21 protein-coding genes and 8 tRNA genes are annotated in these 24,918 nt (G+C 68.7%); 13 read left to right on the top strand and 16 right to left on the bottom strand.

All coding sequences use genetic code 11. From position 1 onward, the window contains the following. Positions 1-11 precede the first annotated feature (11 nt). Positions 12-386 carry a DUF1203 domain-containing protein gene (locus FXO19_RS05770; RefSeq protein WP_255516322.1) on the top strand — a complete coding sequence of 125 codons (375 nt, stop codon included), beginning with the start codon at positions 12-14 and terminating at the stop codon, positions 384-386. 57 nt (positions 387-443) lie between these two features. Here the strand turns inward: FXO19_RS05770 and FXO19_RS05775 are convergent, their stop codons facing one another. Further along, complete coding sequence (locus tag FXO19_RS05775) at positions 444-869, bottom strand: DUF6165 family protein (RefSeq protein WP_149194117.1); 426 nt, start codon at positions 867-869, stop codon at positions 444-446. Positions 870-986: 117 nt separating this feature from the next. Here FXO19_RS05775 and FXO19_RS05780 point away from each other — a divergent pair. Next, a tRNA-Ser gene (locus FXO19_RS05780) sits at positions 987-1,077 on the top strand. Positions 1,078-1,306: 229 nt separating this feature from the next. After that, positions 1,307-2,011 carry a PP2C family protein-serine/threonine phosphatase gene (locus FXO19_RS05785; protein ID WP_149194118.1) on the top strand — a complete coding sequence of 235 codons (705 nt, stop codon included), beginning with the start codon at positions 1,307-1,309 and terminating at the stop codon, positions 2,009-2,011. Between the two features lie 303 nt (positions 2,012-2,314). Here FXO19_RS05785 and dnaQ read toward each other — a convergent pair whose 3' ends face one another. The 3 genes from dnaQ to FXO19_RS05800 are packed head-to-tail and all read right to left on the bottom strand — an operon-like array spanning position 2,315 to position 4,238. After that, on the bottom strand, positions 2,315-3,064 hold the full coding sequence (gene dnaQ / locus FXO19_RS05790; protein WP_149194119.1) for a DNA polymerase III subunit epsilon: 750 nt from the start codon (positions 3,062-3,064) through the stop codon (positions 2,315-2,317). A 32-nt stretch (positions 3,065-3,096) separates the two neighbouring features. Further along, entirely contained in the window at positions 3,097-3,579 is a 483-nt protein-coding gene (gene rnhA, locus FXO19_RS05795) for a ribonuclease HI (RefSeq protein WP_149194211.1), read from the bottom strand. A gap of 5 nt (positions 3,580-3,584) precedes the next feature. Beyond that, a complete protein-coding gene (locus FXO19_RS05800) occupies positions 3,585-4,238 on the bottom strand; it encodes a methyltransferase domain-containing protein (protein WP_149194120.1) in 654 nt (217 codons plus the stop codon). A 39-nt stretch (positions 4,239-4,277) separates the two neighbouring features. Between FXO19_RS05800 and gloB the strand changes: the two genes are divergently transcribed. Genes gloB through FXO19_RS05815 form a run of 3 tightly spaced genes read left to right on the top strand, consistent with a single transcriptional unit; the run spans position 4,278 to position 7,148 of the window. Then, positions 4,278-5,042: a hydroxyacylglutathione hydrolase gene (gloB, locus tag FXO19_RS05805; RefSeq protein WP_149194121.1), complete on the top strand. Its 765-nt coding sequence runs from the start codon at positions 4,278-4,280 to the stop codon at positions 5,040-5,042. Next, positions 5,039-6,325 (top strand): lytic transglycosylase domain-containing protein, encoded by a 1,287-nt coding sequence (locus FXO19_RS05810; protein WP_149194122.1) that lies wholly within the window; start codon positions 5,039-5,041, stop codon positions 6,323-6,325. The genes gloB and FXO19_RS05810 overlap by 4 nt, the downstream gene beginning before the upstream one ends. Before the next feature lie 31 nt (positions 6,326-6,356). After that, positions 6,357-7,148 (top strand): enoyl-ACP reductase FabI, encoded by a 792-nt coding sequence (locus FXO19_RS05815; RefSeq protein ID WP_149194123.1) that lies wholly within the window; start codon positions 6,357-6,359, stop codon positions 7,146-7,148. An 86-nt stretch (positions 7,149-7,234) separates the two neighbouring features. On the opposite strand, the gene FXO19_RS05820 is transcribed toward FXO19_RS05815, so the two are convergent. The 8 genes from FXO19_RS05820 to tig form a co-directional block, all read right to left on the bottom strand. Further along, complete coding sequence (locus FXO19_RS05820) at positions 7,235-9,214, bottom strand: peptidyl-prolyl cis-trans isomerase (protein WP_149194124.1); 1,980 nt, start codon at positions 9,212-9,214, stop codon at positions 7,235-7,237. An 800-nt stretch (positions 9,215-10,014) separates the two neighbouring features. Next, a tRNA-Asp gene (locus tag FXO19_RS05825) sits at positions 10,015-10,091 on the bottom strand. Between the two features lie 25 nt (positions 10,092-10,116). Then, a tRNA-Val gene (locus FXO19_RS05830) sits at positions 10,117-10,191 on the bottom strand. 12 nt (positions 10,192-10,203) lie between these two features. After that, the gene (locus FXO19_RS05835; RefSeq protein ID WP_149194125.1) at positions 10,204-10,476 is read right to left on the bottom strand and encodes an HU family DNA-binding protein; all 273 of its coding nucleotides are present in this window, start codon (positions 10,474-10,476) and stop codon (positions 10,204-10,206) included. A 206-nt stretch (positions 10,477-10,682) separates the two neighbouring features. Continuing rightward, complete coding sequence (lon, locus tag FXO19_RS05840; protein ID WP_149194126.1) at positions 10,683-13,106, bottom strand: endopeptidase La; 2,424 nt, start codon at positions 13,104-13,106, stop codon at positions 10,683-10,685. Positions 13,107-13,418: 312 nt separating this feature from the next. Next, positions 13,419-14,705, bottom strand: a complete 1,287-nt coding sequence (gene clpX, locus FXO19_RS05845; protein ID WP_149194127.1) for an ATP-dependent Clp protease ATP-binding subunit ClpX — start codon at positions 14,703-14,705, stop codon at positions 13,419-13,421. A gap of 198 nt (positions 14,706-14,903) precedes the next feature. Further along, positions 14,904-15,530 carry an ATP-dependent Clp endopeptidase proteolytic subunit ClpP gene (clpP, locus tag FXO19_RS05850; RefSeq protein WP_149194128.1) on the bottom strand — a complete coding sequence of 209 codons (627 nt, stop codon included), beginning with the start codon at positions 15,528-15,530 and terminating at the stop codon, positions 14,904-14,906. Between the two features lie 67 nt (positions 15,531-15,597). Beyond that, entirely contained in the window at positions 15,598-16,893 is a 1,296-nt protein-coding gene (gene tig, locus FXO19_RS05855; RefSeq protein WP_149194129.1) for a trigger factor, read from the bottom strand. Positions 16,894-17,337: 444 nt separating this feature from the next. Between tig and FXO19_RS05860 the strand changes: the two genes are divergently transcribed. Further along, positions 17,338-18,741 (top strand): Na+/H+ antiporter NhaC family protein, encoded by a 1,404-nt coding sequence (locus FXO19_RS05860; protein ID WP_149194130.1) that lies wholly within the window; start codon positions 17,338-17,340, stop codon positions 18,739-18,741. A 273-nt stretch (positions 18,742-19,014) separates the two neighbouring features. Here the strand turns inward: FXO19_RS05860 and FXO19_RS05865 are convergent, their stop codons facing one another. Continuing rightward, entirely contained in the window at positions 19,015-19,773 is a 759-nt protein-coding gene (locus FXO19_RS05865) for a Bax inhibitor-1/YccA family protein (RefSeq protein WP_149194131.1), read from the bottom strand. Between the two features lie 177 nt (positions 19,774-19,950). On the opposite strand from FXO19_RS05865, the gene FXO19_RS05870 reads away from it, so the two are divergent. The 5 genes from FXO19_RS05870 (at position 19,951) to FXO19_RS05890 (ending at position 20,766) form a co-directional block, all read left to right on the top strand. After that, a tRNA-Pro gene (locus tag FXO19_RS05870) sits at positions 19,951-20,027 on the top strand. A gap of 30 nt (positions 20,028-20,057) precedes the next feature. Next, positions 20,058-20,134 (top strand) — tRNA-Arg (locus tag FXO19_RS05875). Positions 20,135-20,291: 157 nt separating this feature from the next. Beyond that, positions 20,292-20,368, top strand: a tRNA-His gene (locus tag FXO19_RS05880). A 71-nt stretch (positions 20,369-20,439) separates the two neighbouring features. Further along, a tRNA-Lys gene (locus FXO19_RS05885) sits at positions 20,440-20,515 on the top strand. Between the two features lie 165 nt (positions 20,516-20,680). Further along, positions 20,681-20,766, top strand: a tRNA-Leu gene (locus FXO19_RS05890). A 203-nt stretch (positions 20,767-20,969) separates the two neighbouring features. On the opposite strand, the gene FXO19_RS05895 is transcribed toward FXO19_RS05890, so the two are convergent. The 3 genes from FXO19_RS05895 to grxC all read right to left on the bottom strand — a co-directional run bounded on the left by FXO19_RS05895 (position 20,970) and on the right by grxC (position 22,848). Next, a complete protein-coding gene (locus FXO19_RS05895) occupies positions 20,970-21,977 on the bottom strand; it encodes an isocitrate dehydrogenase (protein WP_149194132.1) in 1,008 nt (335 codons plus the stop codon). 188 nt (positions 21,978-22,165) lie between these two features. Then, positions 22,166-22,561 carry a carboxymuconolactone decarboxylase family protein gene (locus FXO19_RS05900; RefSeq protein WP_149194133.1) on the bottom strand — a complete coding sequence of 132 codons (396 nt, stop codon included), beginning with the start codon at positions 22,559-22,561 and terminating at the stop codon, positions 22,166-22,168. Beyond that, entirely contained in the window at positions 22,558-22,848 is a 291-nt protein-coding gene (gene grxC / locus FXO19_RS05905) for a glutaredoxin 3 (RefSeq protein WP_149194134.1), read from the bottom strand. Before grxC ends, FXO19_RS05900 begins: the two co-directional genes overlap by 4 nt. A 197-nt stretch (positions 22,849-23,045) precedes the next feature. On the opposite strand from grxC, the gene FXO19_RS05910 reads away from it, so the two are divergent. Next, positions 23,046-24,689, top strand: a complete 1,644-nt coding sequence (locus FXO19_RS05910; RefSeq protein WP_149194212.1) for a M48 family metalloprotease — start codon at positions 23,046-23,048, stop codon at positions 24,687-24,689. Positions 24,690-24,918: the final 229 nt, after the last annotated feature.

Raw genomic sequence — 24,918 nt, forward strand, 5'->3', positions numbered from 1 at the left:
GCATCCAGAACCTGACCGCGGACGGACCCGGCTATTTCTGCCGCGTCGCCCTGGACCACGTCGGGACCGGAAGCGACCTTCTGCTGCTCTCCTACGCGCATCATCCGGCCGCATCGCCCTACCGCGCCTCGGGTCCGATCTTCGTCGGCCATGCGGCGGTGCGGGCGCATCCCGCGCCGGGAGAGATCCCGGACGCGATGCGGCCAGGGCTGTTCGCGGTCAAGGCCTACGATGCGCAGGGCGACATCGTCGATGCCGATGTCGCCGAAGGCGTGGCGCTGGAGTCGGGGATCGCGCGTTTCCTGCGGCGCCCCGACACCGCGTTCCTGCACCTGCACTTCGCGCGGCGCGGTTGCTACGCCTGCCGCGTCGAGCGGGCGGACTGATCCGGGAGGGCGACGCCGGCACGGTCTTGGCGGCGGCCGGCCGAGATCGCCATCGGGTCAGGGCGTCGAGCCGGTGCGGTAGTCCTGGTAGGACTTTTCCTCGACATAGGACGAGCCCAGCGCCAGGTTGATCTCCTTCTTGATCCGCGCGCGCGTGTCGTTCTCGAAGTAGACGCTGCGGGCGAGGCGGATGAACTCCTCGTCGAAGGCCTGCGCCTTCTCCTTGACCCGGATGTCGTCCTCGATCTCCCAGAGCCGCTCGTTCACCGCCTTGAGTTCGGCACGCAGCCTGGGGACGCTGGCCCCGGATCCGGCGTCCTGACCCGCCGCCGGGTGCGCCATCCAGGTCGCCTCCAGCGCCGACAGCTCGTTGCGCACGTTAGCGAGCTTGGCCTCGTCGCTGATGCGTTCCGACTTGATCTGCAGGATCGCGATCTTGTCGAGCAGTTCACCAAAAGAGACGGGCACGGAAATTTCGGACATGGCGAGGCTGAACCTGGATGGTGGGAACGGTCCAAGTGTAACGCCGCCGGCTTGTCCGCCGCCTGACCGGCCCGTATCATGACCGCCCCCGGCGCTTCCTGACGCCGGACGCCGTTCGGAGAGGTGGCAGAGCGGTTGAATGTACCTGACTCGAAATCAGGCAGGCGTTAATAGCGCCTCGGGGGTTCGAATCCCCCCCTCTCCGCCAGACACGCAAAAGCCCCCTTTCGGGGGCTTTTGCGTGTCTGAAGAACCGCCACCGCCACGCATGCGCGCCGTCACCTTTCCAGAACGACTCTGCTAGGGTAGTTTCATGCCCGCCACCCGCACGGAACGGACGTGTCCGACGCGCTCACCCCCTTTCAGTTGGCCGTCCGGGTCATGACGCTGCGTTTGCCACTTCGGGGGTGCCGATACCGGCCGGATACAGGACGCGCATGATCGAGTTCGGACACCTGACCCATGTCGGCCTGCGGCGCGAGCTGAACGAAGATACCTATTACGGCGACGCCGAGCTCGGCCTGTGGCTGGTGGCCGACGGCATGGGCGGGCACGAGTACGGCGAGGTGGCCAGCGCGTTGGCGCGCGAGACCGTGGTGCGCGAAACCCGCCAGGGCACGCCGCTGGTGCAGGCGATCCGGATCGCCGACGAGGAGATCATCCGCGCCTCGCGACAGCGCCACGACACCCTGCCCATGGGCACCACGGTGGTTGCCGCACGCGTGACCGGCAACCGCTTCGAGGTGGCCTGGGTCGGCGACAGCCGGGTCTACCTGTGGCACGCCGGCAAGCTGGTGCAACTGTCGCAGGATCACAGCTACGTGCAGGAACTCATCTCGCAGGGCACGATCAGCGTCGACCAGGCGCGGAACCACCCACACCGCAACGTCGTCACCCAGGCGCTGGGCGTGACCGATCCGCAATCGCTGAACGTCGAGACCATGGCCGGCGAATGGCTGCCGGGCATGCAGCTGCTGCTGTGCAGCGACGGACTGACCGAGGAAGTGGACGATGCCGGCATCGCCCGGGTGCTGGCCCATGGCGAGTGCAGCGCCCAGGAATGCGTGGACGGCCTGGTCGCGGCGGCGCTCGACGGCGGCGGCTCCGACAACGTGACCGCGGTGCTGGTGCGTCGGCACTAGCGGCGGGAAACGCGTGGATGAGGCATCGCGACCTTGTCAAAACTGGTGGTCTCTACGATGCGGTGCGACCCGCTTGGTGAAGCGTCGACAGGCTTAGAGCGTAACGACGTTCGCTGTCCATCCCCATTGTCCGTGTAGGAGGGGCTTCAGCCCCGACCTCGGAAACGAACGGAGCGCAAAAAAAACCGCGCGCGCAGCTTGCCGATCGGCACCACGCGCTCCCTGTTTGCTTGCCGCCTTCGGCGAGCCGGGGCTGAAGCCCCTCCTACAGAGGTCGGCGGAGGGCGTGCATGCCGATCCGCCCTAGGACAGCGCCGACTCCGGCTCCGCGACCGAGTCCGGCACGACGACGGAAGCCAGGTCCCATACGCATTGCCCCGCCTTGGCGCGGATCTTCTCCAGTCGCGCGGCGTGCAGGGCGAGTTCCGCCTCGGGCACCACCACCCGCGGCCGTGGCCCCAGACCCGCGGTGGGCAGCGCGACGGCGGCGGCGCGGCCGGCATCCGCGACCGGGCTGGCGAAGCCGATCTCGCTCTGGCCCGCGGTCAGCGCCAGATACACCTCGGCCAGCAGCTGCGCATCGAGCAGCGCGCCGTGCAGTTGCCGGTGCGCATTGTCCACGCCGAGGCGCTTGCACAGCGCATCGAGGGAATTGCGCTGGCCGGGATACCGCTGCCGCGCCAGGTCGAGCGAGTCCTCGACCATGGCACGATCACGGATGCGACCGTACTGTTCCCCGCAGCGCGCCAGCTCGGCATCGAGAAAGCCGACGTCGAATGCGGCGTTGTGGATCACCAGCTCGGCGCCGTCGATGAAGTCCAGGAACTCGTCGACGACAGCGGCGAACAGCGGCTTGTCGGCAAGGAATTCACGGGTCAGGCCGGTGACTTCCTGCGCACCCGGCTCGAAATCGCGCTCGGGATTGAGGTAGCGCTGGAACGTGCGCCCGGTCGGGCGGCGCTCCTGCAGCTCGACGCAACCGATCTCGACCACGCGGTTGCCCTTCTTCCACTCCAGGCCCGTGGTCTCGGTGTCGAGGACGATCTGTCGCATCTGTCGTTCTGTCCGCTTTGTGTCGTCGATGTTCAGGATAGCCGCGCGCCGTCGCAGATGCCGGGACCGGGCAGGCGGCCGGCCTTGATCAGCTCGGCCTGCGTGCGCGCGAGCGCGTCGACGCGCTCGTTGTCGGGATCGCCGGAATGGCCTTTCACCCAGCGCCAGTCGATGCTGTGCCTCAGGGTCGCCGCCTGCAGCCGCTGCCACAGGTCCTGGTTCTTCACCGCGCCGCCGCCGGCGGTGCGCCAGTTGCGGCGCAGCCAGTTCGGCAGCCATTCGGTGATGCCTTTGCGCACGTACTGCGAATCGGTGTGCAGGACCACGCTGCACGGCGCGGTCAGCGCCTCCAGCGCGCTGATCGCGGCCATCAGTTCCATGCGGTTGTTGGTGGTCAGTGCCTCGCCGCCGACCAGTTCTTTCTCCTGCGTACGGTAGCGCAGCAGCGCCGCCCAGCCACCCGGTCCCGGATTGCCGAGACAGGCGCCGTCGGTGTGGATCTCGACCGCCTTCATCGCGCTCATCCCGCCGCCGCGCGCTGCGGGAGGCGCAACCCGGCCTTGCGCCGGATCGGCGTCAGCGGCACCACGCGCCGCTCCGCGCGCAGCGCATAGGCGGCGCACAGGCCGGGGCCGCTGCGCGCGGCATCGCGCACCTCCACCTTCCACCCCGGACCTACCCCTTGCGACACCGCTTCGGGCACCAGGCCGGCGTCGCGCATGCGCCGCCGCCAGGTGAGCGGCTCGCTGGCGCGCAGGCCGTGCCCGCGCCAGCGCCAGCGATAGGGAGACAGCGGATTGAGGGCGAACAGCCAGAGCCAGCCGCCTGGGACCAGCACCCGGGCGCACTCGTCGAGCAGGGCCGCCGCCTGCTCGCGCGACGCCGGCACGTGCTGCAGGACCACGGTGCCGACCGATTCGTTCGCCAGGGGCAGCGGCAGCGCGCAACGCAGGGCGCCGTCCCAGCCCTCGCCGCGGACGCGCAGGCAGACCCCGCGGCCGCCGGCGTCCGCCCGCTGCGGGACCGGCGCCAGCCACAGCCAGGGCGGGCCCGGTCGCTGGCCCAGCGCCTGCCTCACCAGGGCCGCCTCGCTGTCGATCAGCGCCTGTCCCGGCGGGGAAGCGAACCAGTCGCTGGGCATGCCGGGTTGACCGGCCGGTGAAATCGCGGGCATGGTCGCCATTCTAACGGCTGTCCCGCGAGGTCGACCCGGATGCAGCTGCAATCGCTGCCGGCGCTGTCCGACAACTACATCTGGACGCTCGCCGACGCGGACGGGCGGGCGCTGGTGGTCGATCCGGGCGAAGCCGCGCCGGTGCTGGCCGCGGCCGGTCAAGGGCTGCGGCCGGTCGCCATCCTGCTGACCCACCACCATCACGACCACGTGGGCGGGGTGCCGGAACTGCTGCGGCGTTGGCCCGGGCTGCCGGTCTACGGGCCGGACGACGACCGCATCGCCACGGTCAGCCACCGCGTCGGCGACGGCGATCGCATCGAACTGGCGCCATGGCGCTTGGACGTGCTGGCGGTACCGGGTCACACCCTGAGCCATATCGCCTTCCATGGGCACGACCACCTGTTCTGCGGCGACACCTTGTTCAGTCTGGGTTGCGGCCGCCTGTTCGAGGGTACGCCGGCGCAGATGCTCGGCTCGCTCGACCGGCTGGCCGCCCTGCCGGGCGCGACCCGCGTGTGCTGCGGACACGAATACACCCGGGACAACGCCGCGTTCGCACGCGTCGTGGACCCCGGAAACGAGGCGCTCGAGCGCCGCAGCGAGGACATCCAGGCCATGCACGACCGCGGACAGCCGACCCTGCCGAGCACCCTGGCCGATGAGACGGCCTGCAACCCGTTCCTGCGCATCGACGTGCCGGCGGTACGCGATGCGGTGGCGATGCGCGTGCAGGACGAGGACCCGGACCGCGTCACCCTGTTCGCCGCGCTGCGGCGCTGGAAGGACGAATTCCGGGCATGACGGGGTCGCGCCTGGCACTCGGGTTGTTGCTCGCCGCATGTTGGCTCTGGCTGCCGTCGACGGCAGCTGCCGCCGAACCCGCGACGCTCAGCGAGACCGCCACCGCTCCCGTGGTGGCCGCGGCGGCAGCACCGGTGACCGATCCCGTCGCGCGCAACGGCAGCGAGATCTTCGCCAGCTTCCGCGACGGATTGTCCGACCCCGAATGCACCGCCGAGCCCAGCGAGCGCTGGCGCCGGCATTTCTCCCACGTGCCGGACGACCTGGCCGCCGAGCCGGACCGGCTGCTGCCGCTGTTCGGCTACGTCGTCGACGCGCTGCGCGCCTCGCACCTGCCGACCGAATACGCGTTGATTCCCTTCGTCGAAAGCGGCTACCGCCCCGGCGCGCGCAGTCCGTCGGGGCCGGCCGGGCTGTGGCAGTTCATCGCGGTGACCGCGCGCAAGCACAAGATCGCGATCCGGCCCGGCTACGACGGCCGCCTGTCGCCCGTCGATTCCACCCAGGCCGCGGTGCGCTACCTGCGGACCCTGCACGGCATGTTCGCCGGCGACTGGCGGCTGGCGGTGATGGGCTACAACGCCGGCGAGTACCGCGTGTTCGGGGCGCTCAAGTCGGCCGGCCAGCGGGCGATGGACGCCGAGCCGGAGAAACTCGCGGTCCCCCGCATCACCCAGGCGTACGTCCGCAAGCTGCAGGCCCTGTCCTGCCTGCTAGTCGAGGCCGGCGAGCACGAGGAATGGTTGCGTGCGATCGATCGTCGCGTCCCGGTGCTGACCGCGGCCACCCTGCCCGCCGATGCCGCCCATCTCGACACCTGGGCGCAGCGGCACGGGCACGACGTCGCCCAGGTCCGCCGCTTCAACCCGGTCTTCGCCGACGGGCGCGTCGCCCGCGCCGATCGCGGCCTGCGGGTGCTGGTGCCGGCCAAGGCGGACGATCCGGCGATCGTGACGACGGAAGCGGCCAAGCCAGCGATCACACTCCAGCTTCCCACCGGCGAGGCGGAGACGCCCGCAAGCACCGGGAGCACGGCCCTGTCCGGCTTCGTCGCCGACGCCAGTGCGCTGGTCGCGGAGACCGACGTGGCGCCCCCGCCGGCACCTCGCACCCACGTGGTCGCGCGGGGCGAGTCGATCTGGCGCATCGCCCGCCGTTACGGGATCGACAGCGCACGTCTGCTGGCACGCAACGGGTTGAGCGCCGCCAGCGTGCTGCACCCCGGCATGACCTTGCGCATCGACGACGAGCCCGCATCCCGGCCCGCGCCCGTGGCAAAATAGAACGCTTCGCTCGGAACCGCGGGAAGAAATCATGGGTTTTCTGCAAGGCAAGCGCGCCCTGATCACCGGCATCGCCAGCCAGCGCTCGATCGCCAACGGCATCGCCGAGGCGATGCACCGCGAAGGCGCCGAACTGGCCTTCACCTACCAGAACGACAAGCTGCGATCGCGCGTCGAAGAAGTCGCGCAGAAGGTGGGGTCGGAGATCGTGCTGCCGCTCGACGTGGCCGACGACGCCCAGATCGACGCCCTGTTCGCCGGGCTCGGCCGGCATTGGAGCGACGGCTTCGACATCCTGGTGCACGCGATCGCGTACGCGCCGCGCGAGGCCATCACCGGCCAGTTCCTCGACGGCCTGACCCGGGAGAACTTCGCGATCGCGCAGGACATCTCTGCGTATTCGCTCGCCGCGCTGGCCAAGGCCGCGCGTCCGCAGATGTCCGGCCGCGGGCATGGCGCGATCCTGACCCTGAGCTACTTGGGCGCCGAGCGCGCACTGCGCAGCTACAACGTGATGGGCGTGGCCAAGGCCAGCCTGGAAGCGACGGTGCGCTACCTCGCGCTGAACCTCGGACCGGAAGGCACCCGCGTCAATGCGATCTCCGCCGGCCCGATCAAGACCCTGGCGGCGGCCGGCATCGGCGGCTTCCGCAAGATCCTGGGGCACGTCGAGGCCGAGGCGCCGCTGCGCCGCACCATCACCATCGAGGACGTCGGCAACGTCGCCGCGTTCCTGTGCTCGGACCTCGCCTCGGGTGTCACCGGCGAGGTGACCTACGTGGACGCCGGCTACAACATCCTGGGCATGACCGGCATCGAGTAAAGCAGGAACGAGTGGAGGGAAACGAGCAACGAGTCAAAGCGCCTGCCCGGACTCGTTTCTCACTCCTCGTTTCTCGTTCCTCGCTCTCAGAGCTGCGCCTCGACCACGGTGATCTTCATGTCTGCGCGCAACGCCCGCAGCAGGGCCGCGGCGGCCTCGTTGCCGGATAGCGTGGCCAGCTGCTGCTGCAGCAGCTCGCGTTCCTGCGCGCTCGCCTCTTCCGGATCGCCCGGCGTCACCGCGGTCACCGCGAATACCACGATGCTGCCGTCGTCCAGCGCCACCTTCCCGGCCGTGGCCTTGCCTTCTTCGGGCGGCTCGGCGGCGAAGTAGGCCTCGACCGCGTCCGGATGCGGGATCGGCGCGCCGCGCGGCACCGCCGGCACGTCCTGCACCGGCAATTCGCGCTTGGCGGCGACGGCATCCAGCCCGGCACCCGCCGCGACCTCCGCCACCAGGGCGTCGGCGTCGGCCTGCGCACGCTTGTCGGCGCGATCGGTGCGGATCGCCTCGATCACGCGCTCGCGCACCTCCGCCAGCGGCAGGGCGCGCTCGGGCGTGTGGCTGCTCACGCGGATCAGTACGTTGTGGTTCGGCCCGATCTCGATCGGATCACTGACGGTCCCGTCCTCGATCAGGCTTTCGCTGAATGCCGCGCGCTGCATCGCCGGCTCGGCGGCGATTCCGCTGCCCTCGCCGCGCGCGAAGGGACCGACCGTGCGCACCGTCAGGCCACCTTCGGCAGCCGCTGGCTCGAGCGAATTCGGACTGCGGTAGGCCTGGTCGACCACCCGGCCGAGCAGCTCACTGAAGGCGCGTTCGCGCTCGGTTTCGGCGAGCTCCGTCGCCAACTGGTCGCGGACCTCCTCGAACGGCGTCTCCTCGCCGCCCTTCACTTCACGCAGCTGCAGCACATGCCAGCCGAACTCGGTCCGGACCGGCCCGCGAACCTCGCCCGGCTCCATCGCGAACAGGGCCTGCTCGAATGCCTCCACCATCATCCCCGGCTCGACCCAACCCAGGTCGCCGCCGGCGTCGCTGGAGCCGACGTCGTCGGAGTGCTCGCGCGCCAGCGCCGCGAAGTCGGCACCTTCCGCCCGCGCCTGTTCCGCCAGCTTCTCAGCCTGTTCCTTCGCTGCCTGCTGCGCGGCGGCGTCGGCATCCGCCGGCACTTCGATCAGGATGTGCGAGGCGAGGCGCTGTTCGGCCTGCGCAAAACGCGAACGCTCCTGCTCGTAGCGCTCGCGCAATGCGGCTTCGTCGACTTCCTCGTCGACCTGCAGCTGGCTGCCGTCGATCTCGATGTATTCGATCGCGACCGTCTCCGGCGCACGATAGTCGGCGGCGTGCGCCTGATACCAGGCCTGGATCTCGTCGTCGCTGACTGGGCCGGTATCGGGCTCGGGCGGCGGCAGCATCACGAATGACACGTCGCGGCGCTCGCCCAGCAGCACCAGCAGACGATCGACCTCGGTCGGCGTGACGAACGCCGACTGCGCGATCTGGGACGGCATCAGCGACTGCTGCAGGCTCTCGCGGATCAGTTCCTGGAACTGCTGCGGGCTGCGTGCCGGCACCTGCGACTGCAGCGCGAGCTGGTAGCGCTGTGGATCGAAACGACCGTCGACCTGGAACGCGGGAATCTGCTCGATCTGCTGGCGCACCTGCAGGTCGCCGACGGCCACGCCGCGGTTGCGCGCGGCCAGGCGCAGCACGGCCTGGTCGACCAGGCTCTCCAGCACCTCGCGACGCGACTCCAGGGTCTCGAACGCGAGTGCATCGAACCCGTCGCCCTGCTGCTGGCGGCGCTGCTGGCGCTCCTGCTCGAACGCCGTGCGGAAATCGTCCGGGCTCACTTCTTCCTCGTCCCAGAACAGCTTACGGACCGGCCACAGGTCCGGCGCGCCGCGCCACCACGACGGCGGCGATTCCACCTTGGCCGCATAGTTGGGACCGCTCTGGAACAGATACTGTTCCATGCCGAAGAAGGCGAACGGAATCGCCAGCAGGATCACGATGACGATCGCGATCCAGCCGGTCATTTTGTCTCTCAGGGCTTGCAGCATCGTGGGACTGGCCGTGGACGTAGCCGCGCAGTTTAACCGGATTGCCGGTGGCGCACAGGAGCGGCGCGGCGGCATCCGCCCCAGCCGGCCGGGGCAGCTCTGCGGCGACGACTTGCGCGGGCACAAAAAGAAATACTTCTCCGGGATCCGTACGCCCTATCGGTCTGCCACGACATCGCCTTGGTTGGCCGTTGGGATTCCGTGCTTCGGCAGCAAGGCGACGTCCGGCGGGCAGGGGAGTGCTCCGCCCCGCAGACGACCTCCTGTCTTTATGCGGGGCGTGGGCCCGATCCGCTGCGCGGGTCGGGCCGGCCCGGCGCAGCGCGCCGGGCGTTCGCCCGGGCCGCGCGGCAATGCCGCGCAAGCGGCCCGGACTCACCCATGGCCCGCTGCTCCGCACTCCCCTGCCCACCGGCCGCCGCCTGATCGACGCTTTGGCATCGTATCTCCGGTGATATGCCTGCCGGTGACATGCGTACCGGAGATCCGATATCAACGTGCCCGTAAGCCGCGGCCTGGTGGCCGGGGAGTCGCGGCAGCGCGCCATGGATGGCGCGCGCCCGAGTCAGGGCAGGGTGAGCGCGGACTGCTTGCGCGGCACTGCCGCGCGTTCGCGTGAACGCCCGGCGCGCTGCGCCGGGCCGGACCGCGGAGCGGCCCTGACCGAGGGAAAAGCGATCTCCCGGCCGTCAGGGCGCGGCGTCCATCCGAAGCCTCACATCCTCCAAGCTCGGCCCCCCTCAATCGAGCAAACAGCCACAAAAAAAGAGGGCACCGTTTCCGGTGCCCTCTTCTGGATCTGGCGGAGCGGACGGGACTCGAACCCGCGACCTCCGGCGTGACAGGCCAGCATTCTAACCAACTGAACTACCGCTCCGCGTTGAACCTTTGCAACCTTGGCGTGGTGGGTGCTGAGGGTTTCGAACCCCCGACCCTCGCCTTGTAAGGGCGACGCTCTACCGCTGAGCTAAGCACCCGAACGGAGCCGATTAGTTTACAGCGTCCTTCAACGCCTTGCCAGCCTTGAAGGCAGGATTTTTTGCAGCGGGGATCTGGATCTCCTCGCCGGTACGCGGATTGCGCCCGGTGCGGGCGGCGCGCTCGCGAACTTCGAAACTGCCGAAGCCGGCAATGGCGACGCTGTCGCCCTGGCCCAGCGCCTGGGCGATGGCATCGAACACGGTATCGACGGCGGCGGTGGCATCAGCCTTGGAAAGGCCGCACTTGTCGGCAACTTTCTCGTTCAGGTCGCTTTTCTTCATTTTTCGTAACTCCCATGCGGCCCCGAGCCGCGAATAAAAGGGCGATCGGATGACGGGACTCGTCCGGTCGACTCGAAGAACGACGCGCAGCGGGAACTGCGCGTCGCGATTTGCGTCCGTTATACCAGTGGCCCCTACCCCACGCAACCAAAAAGTCGCATAACCACGCCGATTTTGAAGCGATTACCGTATCCGCGAAGCCGCTGTCAATGCTTGACGCCGGCCTGCGCCGAAGGCTTTCTCGCCTTGCCGATCACCTCTTCGAGTTCCTGCTTGGCCTGCGGCGCGAGTGGCCGCTCGAGCGCCAGGTCGAGCACCTCGTCGATCCACTTCACCGGCACGATCCGGATCTGCTGGGTGACCGACTTCGGAATATCGGCGAGATCCTTGCGGTTCTCCTCGGGAATGATCACGGTGCGGATGCCGCCGCGCATCGCCGCCAGCAACTTCTCCTTCAGTCCGCCGATCGCGGTGACGCGCCCGCGCAGGGTGATCTCGCCGGTCATCGCCACGTCGGCGCGCACCGGAATCCGGGTCAGCATCGACACCAGCGCGGTCGCCATGGCAGCGCCGGCGCTCGGACCGTCCTTGGGCGTGGCGCCGTCGGGGACGTGGACGTGGATGTCGTGCTTCTGCAGGCTTTCGATGTCGATGCCGAGCTGTTCGCTGCGGGCGCGGACCACCGAATGCGCGGCCGACGCCGACTCCTTCATCACGTCGCCGAGCTGGCCGGTGAGGATCAGGTTGCCCTTGCCGGGGATCTGGGTGACCTCGATCTGCAACAGGTCGCCGCCGACCTCGGTCCAGGCCAGGCCGGTGACCATGCCGATCTCGTTGTCTTGCTCGGCGCGGCCGAAGTCGTAGCGGCGCACGCCGAGGTACTTGTCCAGGTTCCTGGAGGTGACGCTGACCGCCTTGGCCTTCTTCGCCTGGGGGCCCGCCAACGCGATCTCCTTGACCACCTTGCGGCAGATCTTGGCGATCTCGCGCTCGAGGTTGCGCACGCCGGACTCGCGCGTGTAGTAGCGCACGATGTCGCGGATCGCGCCCTCGCCGATCTTCAGCTCGTCCCCCTTCAAACCGTTGGCCTTGAGCTGCTTGGCCATCAGGTAGCGGGTGGCGATGTTGAGCTTCTCGTCCTCGGTGTAGCCGGGGATCCGGATCACCTCCATGCGATCGAGCAGCGGACCGGGGATGTTGAGCGAGTTCGAGGTGGCGATGAACATCACCTCGGACAGGTCGAGATCGACCTCCAGGTAGTGGTCGTTGAAGGCGTTGTTCTGCTCCGGATCCAGCACCTCCAGCAGCGCCGAGGACGGATCGCCGCGGAAGTCCATCGACATCTTGTCGATCTCGTCGAGCATGAACAGCGGGTTGCGGCTGCCGGCCTTGTTGAGGTTCTGCACGATCCGGCCCGGCATCGAACCGACGTAGGTGCGGCGGTGGCCGCGGATCTCGGCCTCGTCGCGCACGCCGCCGAGCGACATGCGCACGAACTTGCGGTTGGTGGCCCGGGCGATCGACTGGCCGAGCGAGGTCTTGCCGACGCCGGGCGGGCCGACCAGGCACAGGATCGCGCCCTTCATCTGCTTCACGCGCGTCTGCACCGCCAGGTACTCGAGGATCCGGTCCTTGACCTTCTCCAGGCCGTAATGGTCGGCGTCGAGCACGTCCTGCGCGGCCTTGAGGTCCTTGCGCACCTTGCTGCGCTTCTTCCACGGCACGCCGAGCAGCCACTCGAGATAGTTGCGCACCACCGCGGCCTCGGCCGACATCGGCGACATCTGCTTGAGCTTGTTGAATTCGTTCTTGGCCTTGGTCTCGACCGGCTTGGGCATGCCGGCCTCGGCGATCTTGCGCGCGATCTCCTCGAGGTCGTTGGGCGCCTCGTCGATCTCGCCCAGCTCCTTCTGGATCGCCTTCATCTGCTCGTTGAGGTAGTACTCGCGCTGCGACTTCTCCATCTGCGACTTCACCCGGCCGCGGATGCGCTTCTCCATCTGCTGCACGTCGATCTCGCCGTCGACGAAGCCGACCAGCAGCTCCAGGCGGTCGCCGGTCTCGATGGTCTCCAGCAGGCGCTGCTTGTCGGCCAGGCGTACGCCCAGGTGGGCGGCGATGGTGTCGGCCAGGCGGCCGGGCTCGTCGATGCCGGCCAGCGTCTGCAGCAGTTCCGGCGGCAGCTTGCGGCTGGTCTTGACGTACTGCTCGAACAGTCCCATCAGCGAACGCGCGACCGCCTCGATCTCGCGGGTGTCGCGGCCTTCGGACGACTCGATCACCGTGCCCTGGCCGGCCAGGGTGCCGTCGCGCTCGACGATGCCGTCGACGCGCACGCGCGACACGCCTTCCACCAGCACCTTGATGGTGCCGTCCGGCAGCTTGAGCAGTTGCAGCACCTGGGCGAGCGTGCCGACCTCGTAAAGCTCACCGGCGCCGGGATCGTCGGTCTCGGCCGATTTCTGGGCGACCAGCAGGATGCGCTTGTCCGACTCCATCGCCAGGTCGAGGGCGCGGATCGACTTCTCGCGGCCGACGAACAGCGGAATCACCATGTGCGGAAACACCACGACGTCGCGTAGCGGCAGCACCGGCAGGTCGAGGGTTTCGATTGCGGTCGAACGGGTCATCGTGGCTCCGGAAAACGTAGGATCAGACGGGCCGGCAGGATGGTGCCGGCTCGCCTCTCTTATGGGGTTATCGTGCGGGCGTTGCAAGCGGACGCAGCGTGCCGCGGATGGCGCCGCGCTGCAGCGGCGCACGGAATCAGCGACTTAGGCCCGATACGTCGACCAGGCGCGAAGAAAGGCGATGCACCGCGAAGCGTGCATTCAGGCGCGAGCTGCGCATGCGGGCCGGCAGCCGGTGTCTGGCGGCCCCACTGACACGGCGACCGCCGGCGCTGGCGGCCTGACGGACGGCAGTGCCGTCCGCGATGCCGGTCACTCTCCGGACGCGACCTTGGCCGGGGCCGGTGGCGTCTGGTAGATCAGGTACGGCTCGGACTTGTGCTCGATCACCGACTCGTCGACCACCACCTTGCTGACGTTCTCCAGCGACGGCAGCTCGTACATGGTGTCCAGCAGCACCGACTCGACGATGGTGCGCAGGCCGCGGGCGCCGGTCTTGCGCTTGATCGCCTTGCGCGCGATCGCCGCCAGCGCGTCCTCGCGGAATTCCAGCTCCACGCCTTCCATCTCGAACAGCTTGCGGAACTGCTTGCTGATCGCGTTTTTCGGCTCGGTGAGGATCTTGATCAGCGCCGCCTCGTCCAGTTCCTCGAGCGTGGCGACCACCGGCAGGCGGCCGACGAACTCGGGGATCAGGCCGAACTTGATCAGGTCCTCGGGCTCGACGTCGGCCAGCACCTTGCCGGTCTCGGTCTTGCGCTCGCTGCTCTTGAGCTTGGCGCCGAAGCCGATGCCGCCGGCCTCGGTGCTGCGCTGCTGGATGATCTTTTCCAGCCCGGCGAACGCGCCGCCGACGATGAACAGGATGTTGCCGGTGTCGACCTGCAGGAACTCCTGCTGCGGATGCTTGCGCCCGCCCTGCGGCGGCACGCTGGCCATGGTGCCCTCGATCAGCTTGAGCAGCGCCTGCTGCACGCCCTCGCCGGACACGTCGCGGGTGATCGACGGGTTCTCGGATTTGCGCGAGATCTTGTCGATCTCGTCGATGTAGACGATGCCCTGCTGCGCCTTCTCGACGTCGTAGTCGCACTTCTGCAGCAGCTTCTGGATGATGTTCTCGACGTCCTCGCCGACGTAGCCCGCCTCGGTCAGCGTGGTCGCGTCGGCGATGGTGAACGGCACGTTGAGCAGCCGCGCCAGTGTCTCGGCCAGCAGCGTCTTGCCCGATCCGGTCGGGCCGACCAGCAGGATGTTGGATTTGGCCAGCTCGATGTCGTCGCTCTTCTGCCGGCTCTCGATGCGCTTGTAGTGGTTGTACACGGCCACCGCCAGCGTGCGCTTGGCGCGCTGCTGGCCGATCACGTACTGCTCGAGGACCTCGAGGATCTCCTTGGGCTTGGGCAGCGAACTGCGTGCCGACTGTGCCTTCTCCTCGAGTTCCTCGCGGATGATGTCGTTGCACAGCTCGACGCATTCATCGCAGATGAACACGCTTGGACCGGCGATCAGCTTGCGCACCTCGTGCTGGCTCTTTCCGCAGAAAGAGCAGTACAGGATCTTGTTGCTGTCGCCGGAACGGCCCTGTGAATCTTTGCTCATGCGTCGGTTACCAGGTGGTGCCGCCCGCCGGAGACGGGATTCGGTTCGAGAATAGCATAGGGATGGCGCCGCGCCAGCGCCCGATCAAGGCGCGGAAACCCTCGTACCAGCAAGGGGTTACGCGGCCCCCGCGGTGCCCGATGACAGGCTCGCGGTGCCGGGATGGCGCCTGTCGCGCCGTTGCCGTGCGGACGCGGGTCAAGCCGGCTGGATCGACTCTTCCGGGCGCCGCTCCAGGACCTCATCGACCAGTCCGTACTCGCGCGCCGCCTCGGAGCTCTTGAAGTTGTCGCGCTCGGTGTCCGTGGCGATGGTGTCCAGGCTCTGGCCGGTGTGGCTGGAGAGGATTTCGTTCAGGCGCTGGCGCAGCGCCAGGATCTCGCGCGCGTGGATGTCGATGTCGGTGGCCTGGCCCTGGAAGCCGCCCAGCGGCTGGTGGATCATCATCCGCGAATTGGGCAGCGCGTAGCGCTTGCCCTTGGCGCCGGCCGCCAGCAGCAGCGCGCCCATGCTCGCCGCCTGGCCGACGCAGATGGTGCTCACGTCGGGCTTGATGAACTGCATGGTGTCGTAGATCGCCATGCCGGCGGTGACCACGCCGCCCGGCGAGTTGATGTACAGGTTGATGTCCTTCTCGGGGTTCTCGGCCTCGAGGAACAGCAGCTGGGCGATGATCACGTTGGCGACGTGGTCGTCGATCCCGCCGACCAGGAAGATCACCCGCTCCTTCAGCAGCCGCGAGTAGATGTCGTAGGCGCGCTCGCCGCGGCTGGTCTGTTCGACCACCATCGGCACGAGGTTGAGGGCTTTGGTCTGGATGTTCATGGGTATCCGGCGGTAACAGGGTGGGCCTTGGCCCACCGGAAAAAGAAGTGGTGGGCCGAGGCCCACCCTACGGCGCGATCGCTTCCTGGAAGCTGAGCTGCTTCTCGGTGTGCTGGGCGCGTTCGGCGATCCAGTCGATCACCTGTTCCTCCATCACCCGGTTCTGCAGTCCCGACATCAACTGGGGATCGTTGCGGTACAACTCAATGACCTGGTCCGGCTCCTCGTAGGTCGAGGCGATCAGGCGCAGGGTCTCGTTCAGCCGCTTCGGATCGAGCTGCAGTTTGTGCGCGCGTGCGATCTCGCCGACCAGCAGACCGACCAGGACCCGCTTGCGCGCCGGCTCCATGAACTGCTGGTGGGCGTCGGCGGGCAGTTCCACCTTGCGGCCCTGGCGGCGCGACTGCTCGACCGCCTGCTGGGTCATCGCCTTGGCCTCGTTCTCCACCAGACGCGGCGGCAGCTCGACGCTGGACCAGGTCGCCACCAGCTGCTCGCCGACCTCGCGCCGCAGCCGGTTCATCAGCGCGCCCTTGAGCTCGCGTTCGAGGTTGGTGCGGATCTCGCTGCGGAACTGTTCCGGCTCGCCGCTCTTCACGCCGAAGCTCTTGATGAAGGCCGCGTCCACCTCCGGCAGCACCGGCTCGGACACGCGCTCGACCTTGATGTGCACCTGGGCCTGCTTGCCCGCCAGCTGCGGCACCCGCCAGTTGGCTGGGAACTCGACCTCGACGGTCTTTTCCTCGTCCGCCTGCATGCCGACGAGCGCGGCTTCCAGCGCCGGCAGCATCGAGCCGCTGCCGAGCACCGGGGTGCCCTTCTCGGCGCCCTCGGCCGGCAGGCGCTCGTCGCCGATCTGTGACCAGGTCTCGATGTCGAGCGCGTCGCCTTCCTGCGCCGGGCGCGTGACCGCGCTCCAGGTGCGGCGCTGCAGGCGCAGGTTCTCGATCATGCGGTCGATGTCCTCGTCGGTCACCTCCGCGGTATGGCGGACCACGGTCAGCTTGGAGACGTCGATCTCGCCGAAGTCCGGCACCACCTCGAAGGTGGCGACGTAGGCCAGGTCGTCGTCGCCCTGGCTGGGTTCGATCCGCGGCGCGCCGGCCAGGCGCAGCGCGTTCTCGCGCACGGCCTCGTCGAAGCCTTCGCGCAGCAGGCGGTCGAGGACCTCGGCGCGGACCTGCTCGCCGTAGCGCTGCTCGATCACCTTCGCCGGCACCTTGCCGGGGCGGAAGCCCTTGATCCGGGCGGTGCGCGCGATCTCGCGCAGGCGTCCACCGACGCCGGTCTCCAGGCGCTCGGCCGGAAGCTGGAACGTCATCCGGCGCTCGAGCGCGCCCACGGATTCGACCGAAACTTGCATAACCACTCCTGCCACCACGGCCTCGGCCGGGGGTGTCGTCTTGTAGGGATGTCGAACCGCAGTTCCCCGGGCGGCCAGGCAGCCATGGGGTCCGGCGGAACTGGATATTGTGGCGGATTCGCGGAGCCGCCGCCACAGTGGCGGCGGCCGGCGCCGGGATCGACGGGGGCTTCCACGGTTCAGGCTGGACGACAGGACCCGGCCGCCGGCGCAGGGAAGCCGCGACCTGCGCCGGGCGCGCACCGCCTGCCCGCCGACCTGGAATCTTTCGCGCCGCGGCTCCCGATGCGGTGGCGGACTATGTCGGTCCGCGCCTGGACTGTGACGACGCTCCGCCGGGGTGCGGCGTCCCGGCTGCCTCGCCCCCCTGTCCTGCATCGGAGGCTGACGCCGATGCGGCCAGGCCGCAGAATCGCTCCCGACCTTCCCAGCCTGCGGTGACTCATGCCTGATCGTGCCAGCGCCGTCGCGCTGATGCCCCTGCTGTTGTTCCTGGCGCTGTTTCTGGGCGCCGGCGTGTACTACACCGCGCAGGGCGTGGACATGGGCTTCTACCAGCTGCGGGCGCCGGTGGCGATCCTGCCGGCGCTGGCGCTGGCGGCGTGGCTGGCGTGGCGCCGGGGCGTGCCCGCGCTGGACACGCTGCTGGCCGGCATGGGCCATCCCAACGTGGTGCTGATGTGCCTGGTGTTCCTGCTGGCGGGCGCGTTCGCGACGGTATCGCGGCAGATCGGCGCGGTCGATGCCGTGGTTTCGCTGGGCCTGGGCGTGTTGCCGGCGACGCTGATCCTGCCGGGCCTGTTCCTGGTGGCCGGCTTCGTGGCGCTGGCGGTCGGCACCTCGATGGGCACGATCGCGGCGGTGACCCCGATCGCGCTCGGGGTCGCCGAAGCCGCCGGCATGGACCGCGCGCTGGTGGTCGGGGCGGTGGTCGGCGGCGCGATGTTCGGCGACAACCTGTCGATCATCTCCGACACCACCATCGCCGCGACCCGCAGCCAGGGCGTGAGCATGCGCGACAAGTTCCGCGAGAACGTGCGCTTCGCGCTGCCGGCAGCGCTGGCGACCGTGGTCCTGCTGGCAGTGCTCGGCGACAGCGCGCCGGTGCAGACCTCGACCTCGGCATCGCCCTGGCTGGCGCTGCCCTACCTACTGGTCCTGGCGCTGGCCGTGGCCGGCGTCAACGTGGTGCTGGTGCTGGGGATCGGCATCGTGATCGCCGCGGCCTTCGGTTTCGCGCTGACACCGGACTACGACCTGCCGCGCTTCGCCGGCGACGCCTATCTCGGCTACGAGAGCATGGTCGAGATCGTGCTGCTGTCGCTGCTGATCGGCGGACTGGCGGCGCTGACCCAGGCGCTGGGCGGACTGGACTGGATCGCGCGGCAGATCGCGCGCATGGCCGGCGGGCGCCGCGGCAGGCGTGCCGGCGAGTTCGGCATCGCCGCGCTCGCGGCCGGTTCGGACGCCTTCACCGCCAACAACACCGTGGCCATCCTGGTCAGCGGACCGGTGGCCAAGGAGATCGCCGAGCGACACGCGGTGACGCCGCGGCGCGCCGCCAGCCTGCTCGATATCTTCGCCTGCGTGGTGCAGGGCGTGCTGCCCTACGGGGCACAGATCCTGCTGGCCGCGTCCTTGGCGGCGCTGTCGCCGCTGCAGCTCGCGGGCCGCATCCACTACAGCTGGATCCTCGGCGCGGTCGCGGTGGGATTCATGCTGTGGCCGGCGCGAGCGACGCCACCGACGGACCCGGGTCGAATCACGCCGGCTGATTTCGACACCGCCTCCAGCACGGCGGAATCCGCCACGCGCCAGCGCGGGCCGCCGGGACGCGGCTCGGTCTGACGTGGACATCGGCGCTTCGATTGCCGGCTGGTAGAAGCCGCAGCAATGAATCGCCGACGCGTCGTCCCGGCCGGGGTATGCGGATAGCAGGCCATGGATGGCCTGCGGCGGCGAGTCAGCCATGGATGGCTGACCGAGCCGGGGAGCATGCCCCGGTCGGGACGACGCTGTTTCCGGAGCCCGCGCACAGGCCGTTCGGCCTGGTCGCGATGATCCCGCATTTAGGAGAAAAAAGGGCGCCGAAGCGCCCTTTCTGCACCGATCGGAACCGGATCAGCGCGACTGCAGTTTCGCCAGCAGGCGCAGGAATTCGATATACAGCCAGACCAGGGTGACGATCAGGCCGAAAGCGCCGTACCACTCCATGTACTTCGGTGCGCCCTGCTCGGCGCCGGTCTCGATGAAGTCGAAATCCAGCACCAGGTTGAGCGCCGCGATCACGATCACGAACAGGCTGAAGCCGATCCCGATGATGCCGTTGTCGTGGATCATCGGCATGTCGATGCCGAACATGCGCAGGACGATGGTCGCCATGTAGACCAGGAAGATGCCGCCGGTGGCCGCGACCACGCCGAGCTTGAAGTTCTCGGTGGCCTTGATCAGCCCGCTGCGGTAGGCGAACAGCAGCGCGAACAGGGTGCCGAAGGTCAGCATCACCGCCTGCATCACGATGCCTTCGTACAGGTGGTTGTACATCGCCGAGATCGCGCCGAGGAAGAACCCCTCCACCAGCGCGTACAGCGGCGCGGTCACCGGCGCCCATTGCTTCTTGAAGATCGTGACCAGGGCGATCACCAGACCGCCGATGGCGCCGCCCCAGACATACAGGCCGAAGCCGGGCGCCAGCTCACCCGACGGGGTCAGCGCCTGGCTCCAGGCGAAGGCCGCGGTGAGCACGGTCAGCAACAACAGGACACCGGTCTTGTTGACGGTCCCGTTGATGGTCATCACCTCGCCGGGACGGGAGACGACGGTACCGCTGCCGAGGTCCAGGAAGGTCGATTCCTTGAGTGCCGGATTGCCGCTGCGCATTGGGATACCCCCGAGATATGGCGATTGGCGGAAGGATACACGCGAACGGCGCGCCTGAACTGTCCCGCGACCGGCCTGCGCCGGCGGGCGCGAGTTCGTTGACAGCGGCACGGGCGCTCCGGACAATGAACGGCCCTCCGGCCTCGGCACGGAAGGAAACGGACCGTTCGACGTCGGCGGGGTATAGCGCAGTCTGGTAGCGCGCCTGCTTTGGGAGCAGGATGTCGGGGGTTCGAATCCCTCTACCCCGACCAGTCCGGCGATAGTGCGACAATTCCGGCCGGGCGCCCGTAGCTCAACCGGATAGAGCACCGGCCTTCTAAGCCGGTGGTTGCAGGTTCGAGTCCTGCCGGGCGCGCCAGGTCGGGCCGGGCCAGGTGCGGCGAAACGTGGCGGCGACGACGAACGCGTCCCCACGCGCGGTGGCAGGAAATAACCCGTGTTCGCTTTTGAATGCGGGCCGAGGCAGGATGCCAAGCGAGAAGCCCTGGTCGGGCGTCTCGCGCAAGTTTTAAATGGTGGACGTAGCTCAGTTGGTTAGAGTCCCGGATTGTGATTCCGGATGTCGGGGGTTCGAGTCCCCTCGTCCACCCCATTTTTCAGGGCGATCGACTTCCACCGATTGCCAGCACGCGTAGTTTTGCTACACTACGCGGCCGATTTCCCGGGCCGTTAGCTCAGTTGGTAGAGCAGCTGACTCTTAATCAGTAGGTCCAAGGTTCGAATCCTTGACGGCCCACCAGTTCCGCGACGGACGCCCGGCAAGCCGGGCGTTTTTCGTTGCCGGACAGCCCACCGGGAACGTCCGTGGAAGCGCGCCATGCGCGCGATGCCAGCGCGCTGCGGAGCCCGGGGGATGGCACACGCCCTGGGGACACGCCGCTTGTAGAATGAACCGGCGGACAATGCGAAAGTGGCGGAATTGGTAGACGCACTGGATTTAGGTTCCAGCGGGTAACCCCCGTCCGGGTTCGAGTCCCGGCTTTCGCACCAATGTCGAAAAGGCAGCAAACCGAACCGCGGCCCAGGCCAGCACCGGCCCTGGTCGGCGGCGGGCGCCATGGCACCCACCGACTTCGAGTGAACGTCTTCGCCGTCGAGCGGAGCCTGCTCCGCTGCTCCGGGCTCCGGATCGCCGAGCAAGCCCGGCTCTACGTGCGCCCCTCTGACGCACGCACCGGTCGGTACCGGTCTCCTCAGAGCCGGCCGGCGATCGCCTTCGCGAACGACATCGTGTTGCCGCTGCCGCCCAGGTCCGGCGTCAGCGCATCCTTCGCCTCCAGCGTGGCGACGACCGCCTTGCGCAGGCGCGTCGCCTCGTCCGGCCTGCCCAGATGGTCCAGCATCTGCCCCGCGCCCAGGATCAGCGCGCACGGGTTCGCCAGGCCCTGGCCGGCGATGTCCGGCGCGGTGCCGTGCACCGCCTCGAAGATCGCCGCGTCCACGCCGATGTTGGCGCCGGGGGCCAGCCCCAGGCCGCCGACCAGGCCGGCGCACAAGTCGGAGATGATGTCGCCGAACAGGTTGGTGGTGACGATCACGTCGAACTGCTCGGGCCGCATCACCAGCTGCATGCAGGTGTTGTCGACGATCATCTCGTTGCACTCGATTTCCGGGTACTGCGCCGCCACCTCGCGCGCCACCTTCAGGAACAGGCCCGAGGTGGTCTTGAGGATGTTGGCCTTGTGCACCACGGTGATCTTCTTGCGACCGACGCGGCGCGCCAGGTCGAAGGCGTAGCGGACGATGCGCTCGGAGCCCTTGCGGGTGACCTTCTGCATCAGGGTGGCGGTTTCGCCGTCCTCGGTGATCGACTGACCCTCGCCGATGTAGGCGCCCTCGGTGTTCTCGCGCACGGTGATCAGGTCGATGCCGTCGGGAAACCGCGACTTGGTGTTCGGGAACGACTTCGCGGGGCGCACGTTGGCGTACAGGTCGAAGTGCCGGCGCAGCGCCACGTTGATCGAGCTGAAGCCCTCGCCCACCGGCGTGGTCAACGGGCTCTTGAGCGCGATGCCGTTCCTGCGGATCGACTCCAGGGTTGCCGCCGGCAGCAGTTCGCCGTGCTTCTCCAGCGCCATCAGGCCGGCGTCGGCGTCCTCGTAGCGCAGGCCGAGCTGCATGCTGTCGAGCACGTGCAGGGTCGCATCCATGATCTCCGGGCCGATGCCGTCGCCGCGGATGACCGTGATCGTCTGGGTCATGTGGGGGTTTTCCGTGCAGAAAGACGCCGCGCACGAGCGCGACGCCGGGTCGAAAGGGATGCGCGATTATGCCGGAAGCGGCCTTGTCCTGCAGGACAGGATGCCGCGTGGCGGCCGAAGATGCCCGGCGAAAGCGCGCCGTTCGGCGGCCTTCATCCCGGTGAACCCGCTCCGCCGAAGACGGAAAATCAGCCGTGGTCGTGCTGCGCCGGCACCGGCGCCCCGTCCTGCTCCAGCCGGTCGAGGAAGTCGACCGCGCGGCGCAGATGCGGGATCACGATCGACCCGCCGACGACCAGGCCGACCGAGAACGCCTCGAACATCTCGTCGCGCCCCACCCCGGCCTCGCGGCACTGGGCAACGTGATAGCTGATGCAATCGTCGCAGCGCAGCACCAGCGAGGCGACCAGGCCCAGCAACTCCTTGGTCTTCACGTCGAGCGCGCCGTCCTGGTAGGCCTGGGTATCGAGCGCGAAGAACCTCCGCACCACCTGGTTCGGCTCGGCCAGGATGCGTTCGTTCATGCGCTGGCGGAACGCGGTGAACGCGCGGATGCGGTCGTCCTCGGCGTCGCTAGCGCTCATGCGCGGTCGCCGGTCAGCAAGGGCTCCAGCCGGCCGGAACGGTGCAATGCCACCAGGTCGTCGTAGCCGCCGACGTGGGTCTCGCCGATGAAGATCTGCGGCACGCTGGTGCGCCGGGCCTGCGCCACCATGCGCTCGCGCGCCTGCGCGTCGAGGTCGACCCTGATTTCCGTCCATTGCAGCCCGCGGCTCTTCAGGAAGTTCTTCGCGGCCACGCAATAGCCGCACACGGCGCTGGTATAGAGAATGATTTCGGGCGCATCGGCCCGATCTGTGGGGGCGTTCAAGCGGAGCTCCGGAAACTTGTCACGTTGGCGATTGTCCTAGAGTGTGGGTCCGCCCCGGCGGCATTTCCAGTCCGCCACCGCAACACAGCGACGCACGCGTGCGTCGATGACGAGGATCGATGACGATTAACGCCGGATTCACGCCGCCCGCGTCCGTGCCCGGCATGCTGCGCCTGCCCGCCCTGCCGCGAATCGCGATGCGCACGTTCCTGTTTGCCGCCGCCCTCTGCCTTGCCGTCGCCGGCAGCCATGCCACGGCGCAGGACAGCCGGCTGCCCGATATCGGCTCGTCCGCCGGCACCGTCCTCAGTCCGTCGCAGCAGAGCGAGTACGGACAGATGCTGCTGGCGCAGTTGCGGCACTACGACATGGTGCTCGAGGATCCACTGGTCGATCAGTGGCTGCGCACGACCGGCACCCGGCTGGCGGCCTCCAGCGATCAGCCGCGGCAGTCCTTCACCTTCTTCATGATGAACGACCGCAGCATCAATGCGTTCGCCACGCTCGGCGGCTATATCGGGCTCAACGTCGGCCTGGTGCTGACCGCCGAGACCGAGGACGAGGTGGCCGCGGTGCTGTCGCACGAAATCGCCCATGTCACCCAGAACCACGTGCTGCGCGGCGCAGAGCGCGCGCAGCGCGACAGCATCCCGATCCTGCTGGCGATGCTGGGCGCGATCGCGGTGGCGTCCAGCAGTGACAGCAGTTCGTCCGGCAATGCGGCGATGGCGGCGATCGCCTCGGCGCAGGGCCTGGCGATCCAGCGCCAGATCGACTACACGCGCTCCAACGAGTCGGAGGCCGACCGTCTCGGCATGCGCACGCTCGCGCGCAGCGGCTTCGACGTCGACGGCATGGCCGACATGTTCGAACGCATGCAGGCCGCCTCGCGCACCAACCAGGGCGGAGAGCGCGAACGGGCCCCGGACTACCTGCGGACCCACCCGGTCACCACCACCCGCATCAGCGAGGCGCGACAACGCGCCGAACAGCTGCGCGACAGCGGCGCCAGCGTGCTGGCGACCACCTCGACCCCGGAGGCGATCCGCACCGAGCGGATCGCCGTGCCGGGCGGCGCGGCCGTGGCTCCCGCCGGCACCTTCAATCCGCTGCTGCCCGGTTCGCTGCGGGTCTCGGCCGCGGGCCTCGGCTACGGCGACAGCACCGAATTCGGCTGGGCGCGCGAGCGCATGCGGGTGCTCAGCGCCAACACCACCGGCGCCGCCATCCGCGAGTACGAGCGCATGCGCAGCGCCGGCGACTTCGACGACGCCAAGCGCTACGGGCTGGCGCTGGCGCGGTTGCGCGCCGGCGAGGGTGCCGCGGCGGCCAGCCAGTTCGCGGCGCTGCTGCAGGACTATCCGGGCGATGTCTGGCTGACCCTCGGCCTGGCAGAGGCCGAGGCGCGATCCGGCCGCAACGCCGAGGCCGACGCCCGTTTCGAAGCGCTGCTGCAACGCATGCCCGAACACCGCGCGGTCGCACTCACCTACGCCGGCGTGCTGGCCGAGCGCAACACGCCGGAGGCCGGGCGTCGTGCCCAGGAACTGCTGCGTCCGCTGCTGCGCCCCGCCGCCGATGACCCGTTGTTCCAGCGCACGTTTGCCCGCATCAGCGAGATCGCCGGCGATCCGGTGCGTGCCGGCGAGGCCTACGCCGAGGCCGCCTTCCTCAGCGGCCGCGCGGAACAGGCCCTGGTCCAGCTCAATACCCTGAAGAAGCGCGACGACCTCGACTACTACGCCCGCGCCCGGATCGACGCGCGCATCGCCGCGATCACCCCGACGGTGCTGGAGCTGCGCCGCCAGGGCGTTCGCGACGAGGATCTGCGGCGGCGGTGACCGCTGCAGAGCGGGGGGCTCCATTCCCGCATTCCCGGCAACTGCCCTGGTGGAGCGGCGGAAGTCGCGATCGCCGATCGTTCGCCGAATCGCCGATGCAAGATCGACTTTCCCTTGGCACCGCCCGTGGCGACGCGGTTTGCGCGTCGCCGCGGATGGCGCTGCCGGACGCGGTGCAGCGCGGCGCCGCGATTTCACGCCGGATGTCATATATAAGTCACAAATCTGT

Origin of the sequence: Luteimonas suaedae, from assembly GCF_008312895.1 — a bacterium.
GTDB classification, from domain to species: domain Bacteria; phylum Pseudomonadota; class Gammaproteobacteria; order Xanthomonadales; family Xanthomonadaceae; genus Luteimonas; species Luteimonas suaedae.

Bases quoted from the DNA above. Each gene is read 5' to 3' on its own strand.
- tig (WP_149194129.1), bottom strand. From the start codon at position 16,893: ATGCAAGTTTCGGTCGAATCCGTGGGCGCGCTCGAGCGCCGGATGACG.
- FXO19_RS05800 (WP_149194120.1), bottom strand. From the start codon at position 4,238: ATGCCCGCGATTTCACCGGCCGGTCAACCCGGCATGCCCAGCGACTGG.
- FXO19_RS05910 (WP_149194212.1), top strand. From the start codon at position 23,046: ATGCGCACGTTCCTGTTTGCCGCCGCCCTCTGCCTTGCCGTCGCCGGC.
- FXO19_RS05835 (WP_149194125.1), bottom strand. From the start codon at position 10,476: ATGAAGAAAAGCGACCTGAACGAGAAAGTTGCCGACAAGTGCGGCCTT.
- FXO19_RS05775 (WP_149194117.1), bottom strand. From the start codon at position 869: ATGTCCGAAATTTCCGTGCCCGTCTCTTTTGGTGAACTGCTCGACAAG.
- gloB (WP_149194121.1), top strand. From the start codon at position 4,278: ATGCAGCTGCAATCGCTGCCGGCGCTGTCCGACAACTACATCTGGACG.
- rnhA (WP_149194211.1), bottom strand. From the start codon at position 3,579: ATGAAGGCGGTCGAGATCCACACCGACGGCGCCTGTCTCGGCAATCCG.
- lon (WP_149194126.1), bottom strand. From the start codon at position 13,106: ATGACCCGTTCGACCGCAATCGAAACCCTCGACCTGCCGGTGCTGCCG.
- FXO19_RS05810 (WP_149194122.1), top strand. From the start codon at position 5,039: ATGACGGGGTCGCGCCTGGCACTCGGGTTGTTGCTCGCCGCATGTTGG.
- clpP (WP_149194128.1), bottom strand. From the start codon at position 15,530: ATGAACATCCAGACCAAAGCCCTCAACCTCGTGCCGATGGTGGTCGAA.
- FXO19_RS05820 (WP_149194124.1), bottom strand. From the start codon at position 9,214: ATGCTGCAAGCCCTGAGAGACAAAATGACCGGCTGGATCGCGATCGTC.
- FXO19_RS05865 (WP_149194131.1), bottom strand. From the start codon at position 19,773: ATGCGCAGCGGCAATCCGGCACTCAAGGAATCGACCTTCCTGGACCTC.
- FXO19_RS05860 (WP_149194130.1), top strand. From the start codon at position 17,338: ATGCCTGATCGTGCCAGCGCCGTCGCGCTGATGCCCCTGCTGTTGTTC.
- FXO19_RS05895 (WP_149194132.1), bottom strand. From the start codon at position 21,977: ATGACCCAGACGATCACGGTCATCCGCGGCGACGGCATCGGCCCGGAG.
- FXO19_RS05785 (WP_149194118.1), top strand. From the start codon at position 1,307: ATGATCGAGTTCGGACACCTGACCCATGTCGGCCTGCGGCGCGAGCTG.
- dnaQ (WP_149194119.1), bottom strand. From the start codon at position 3,064: ATGCGACAGATCGTCCTCGACACCGAGACCACGGGCCTGGAGTGGAAG.
- FXO19_RS05815 (WP_149194123.1), top strand. From the start codon at position 6,357: ATGGGTTTTCTGCAAGGCAAGCGCGCCCTGATCACCGGCATCGCCAGC.
- FXO19_RS05900 (WP_149194133.1), bottom strand. From the start codon at position 22,561: ATGAGCGCTAGCGACGCCGAGGACGACCGCATCCGCGCGTTCACCGCG.
- clpX (WP_149194127.1), bottom strand. From the start codon at position 14,705: ATGAGCAAAGATTCACAGGGCCGTTCCGGCGACAGCAACAAGATCCTG.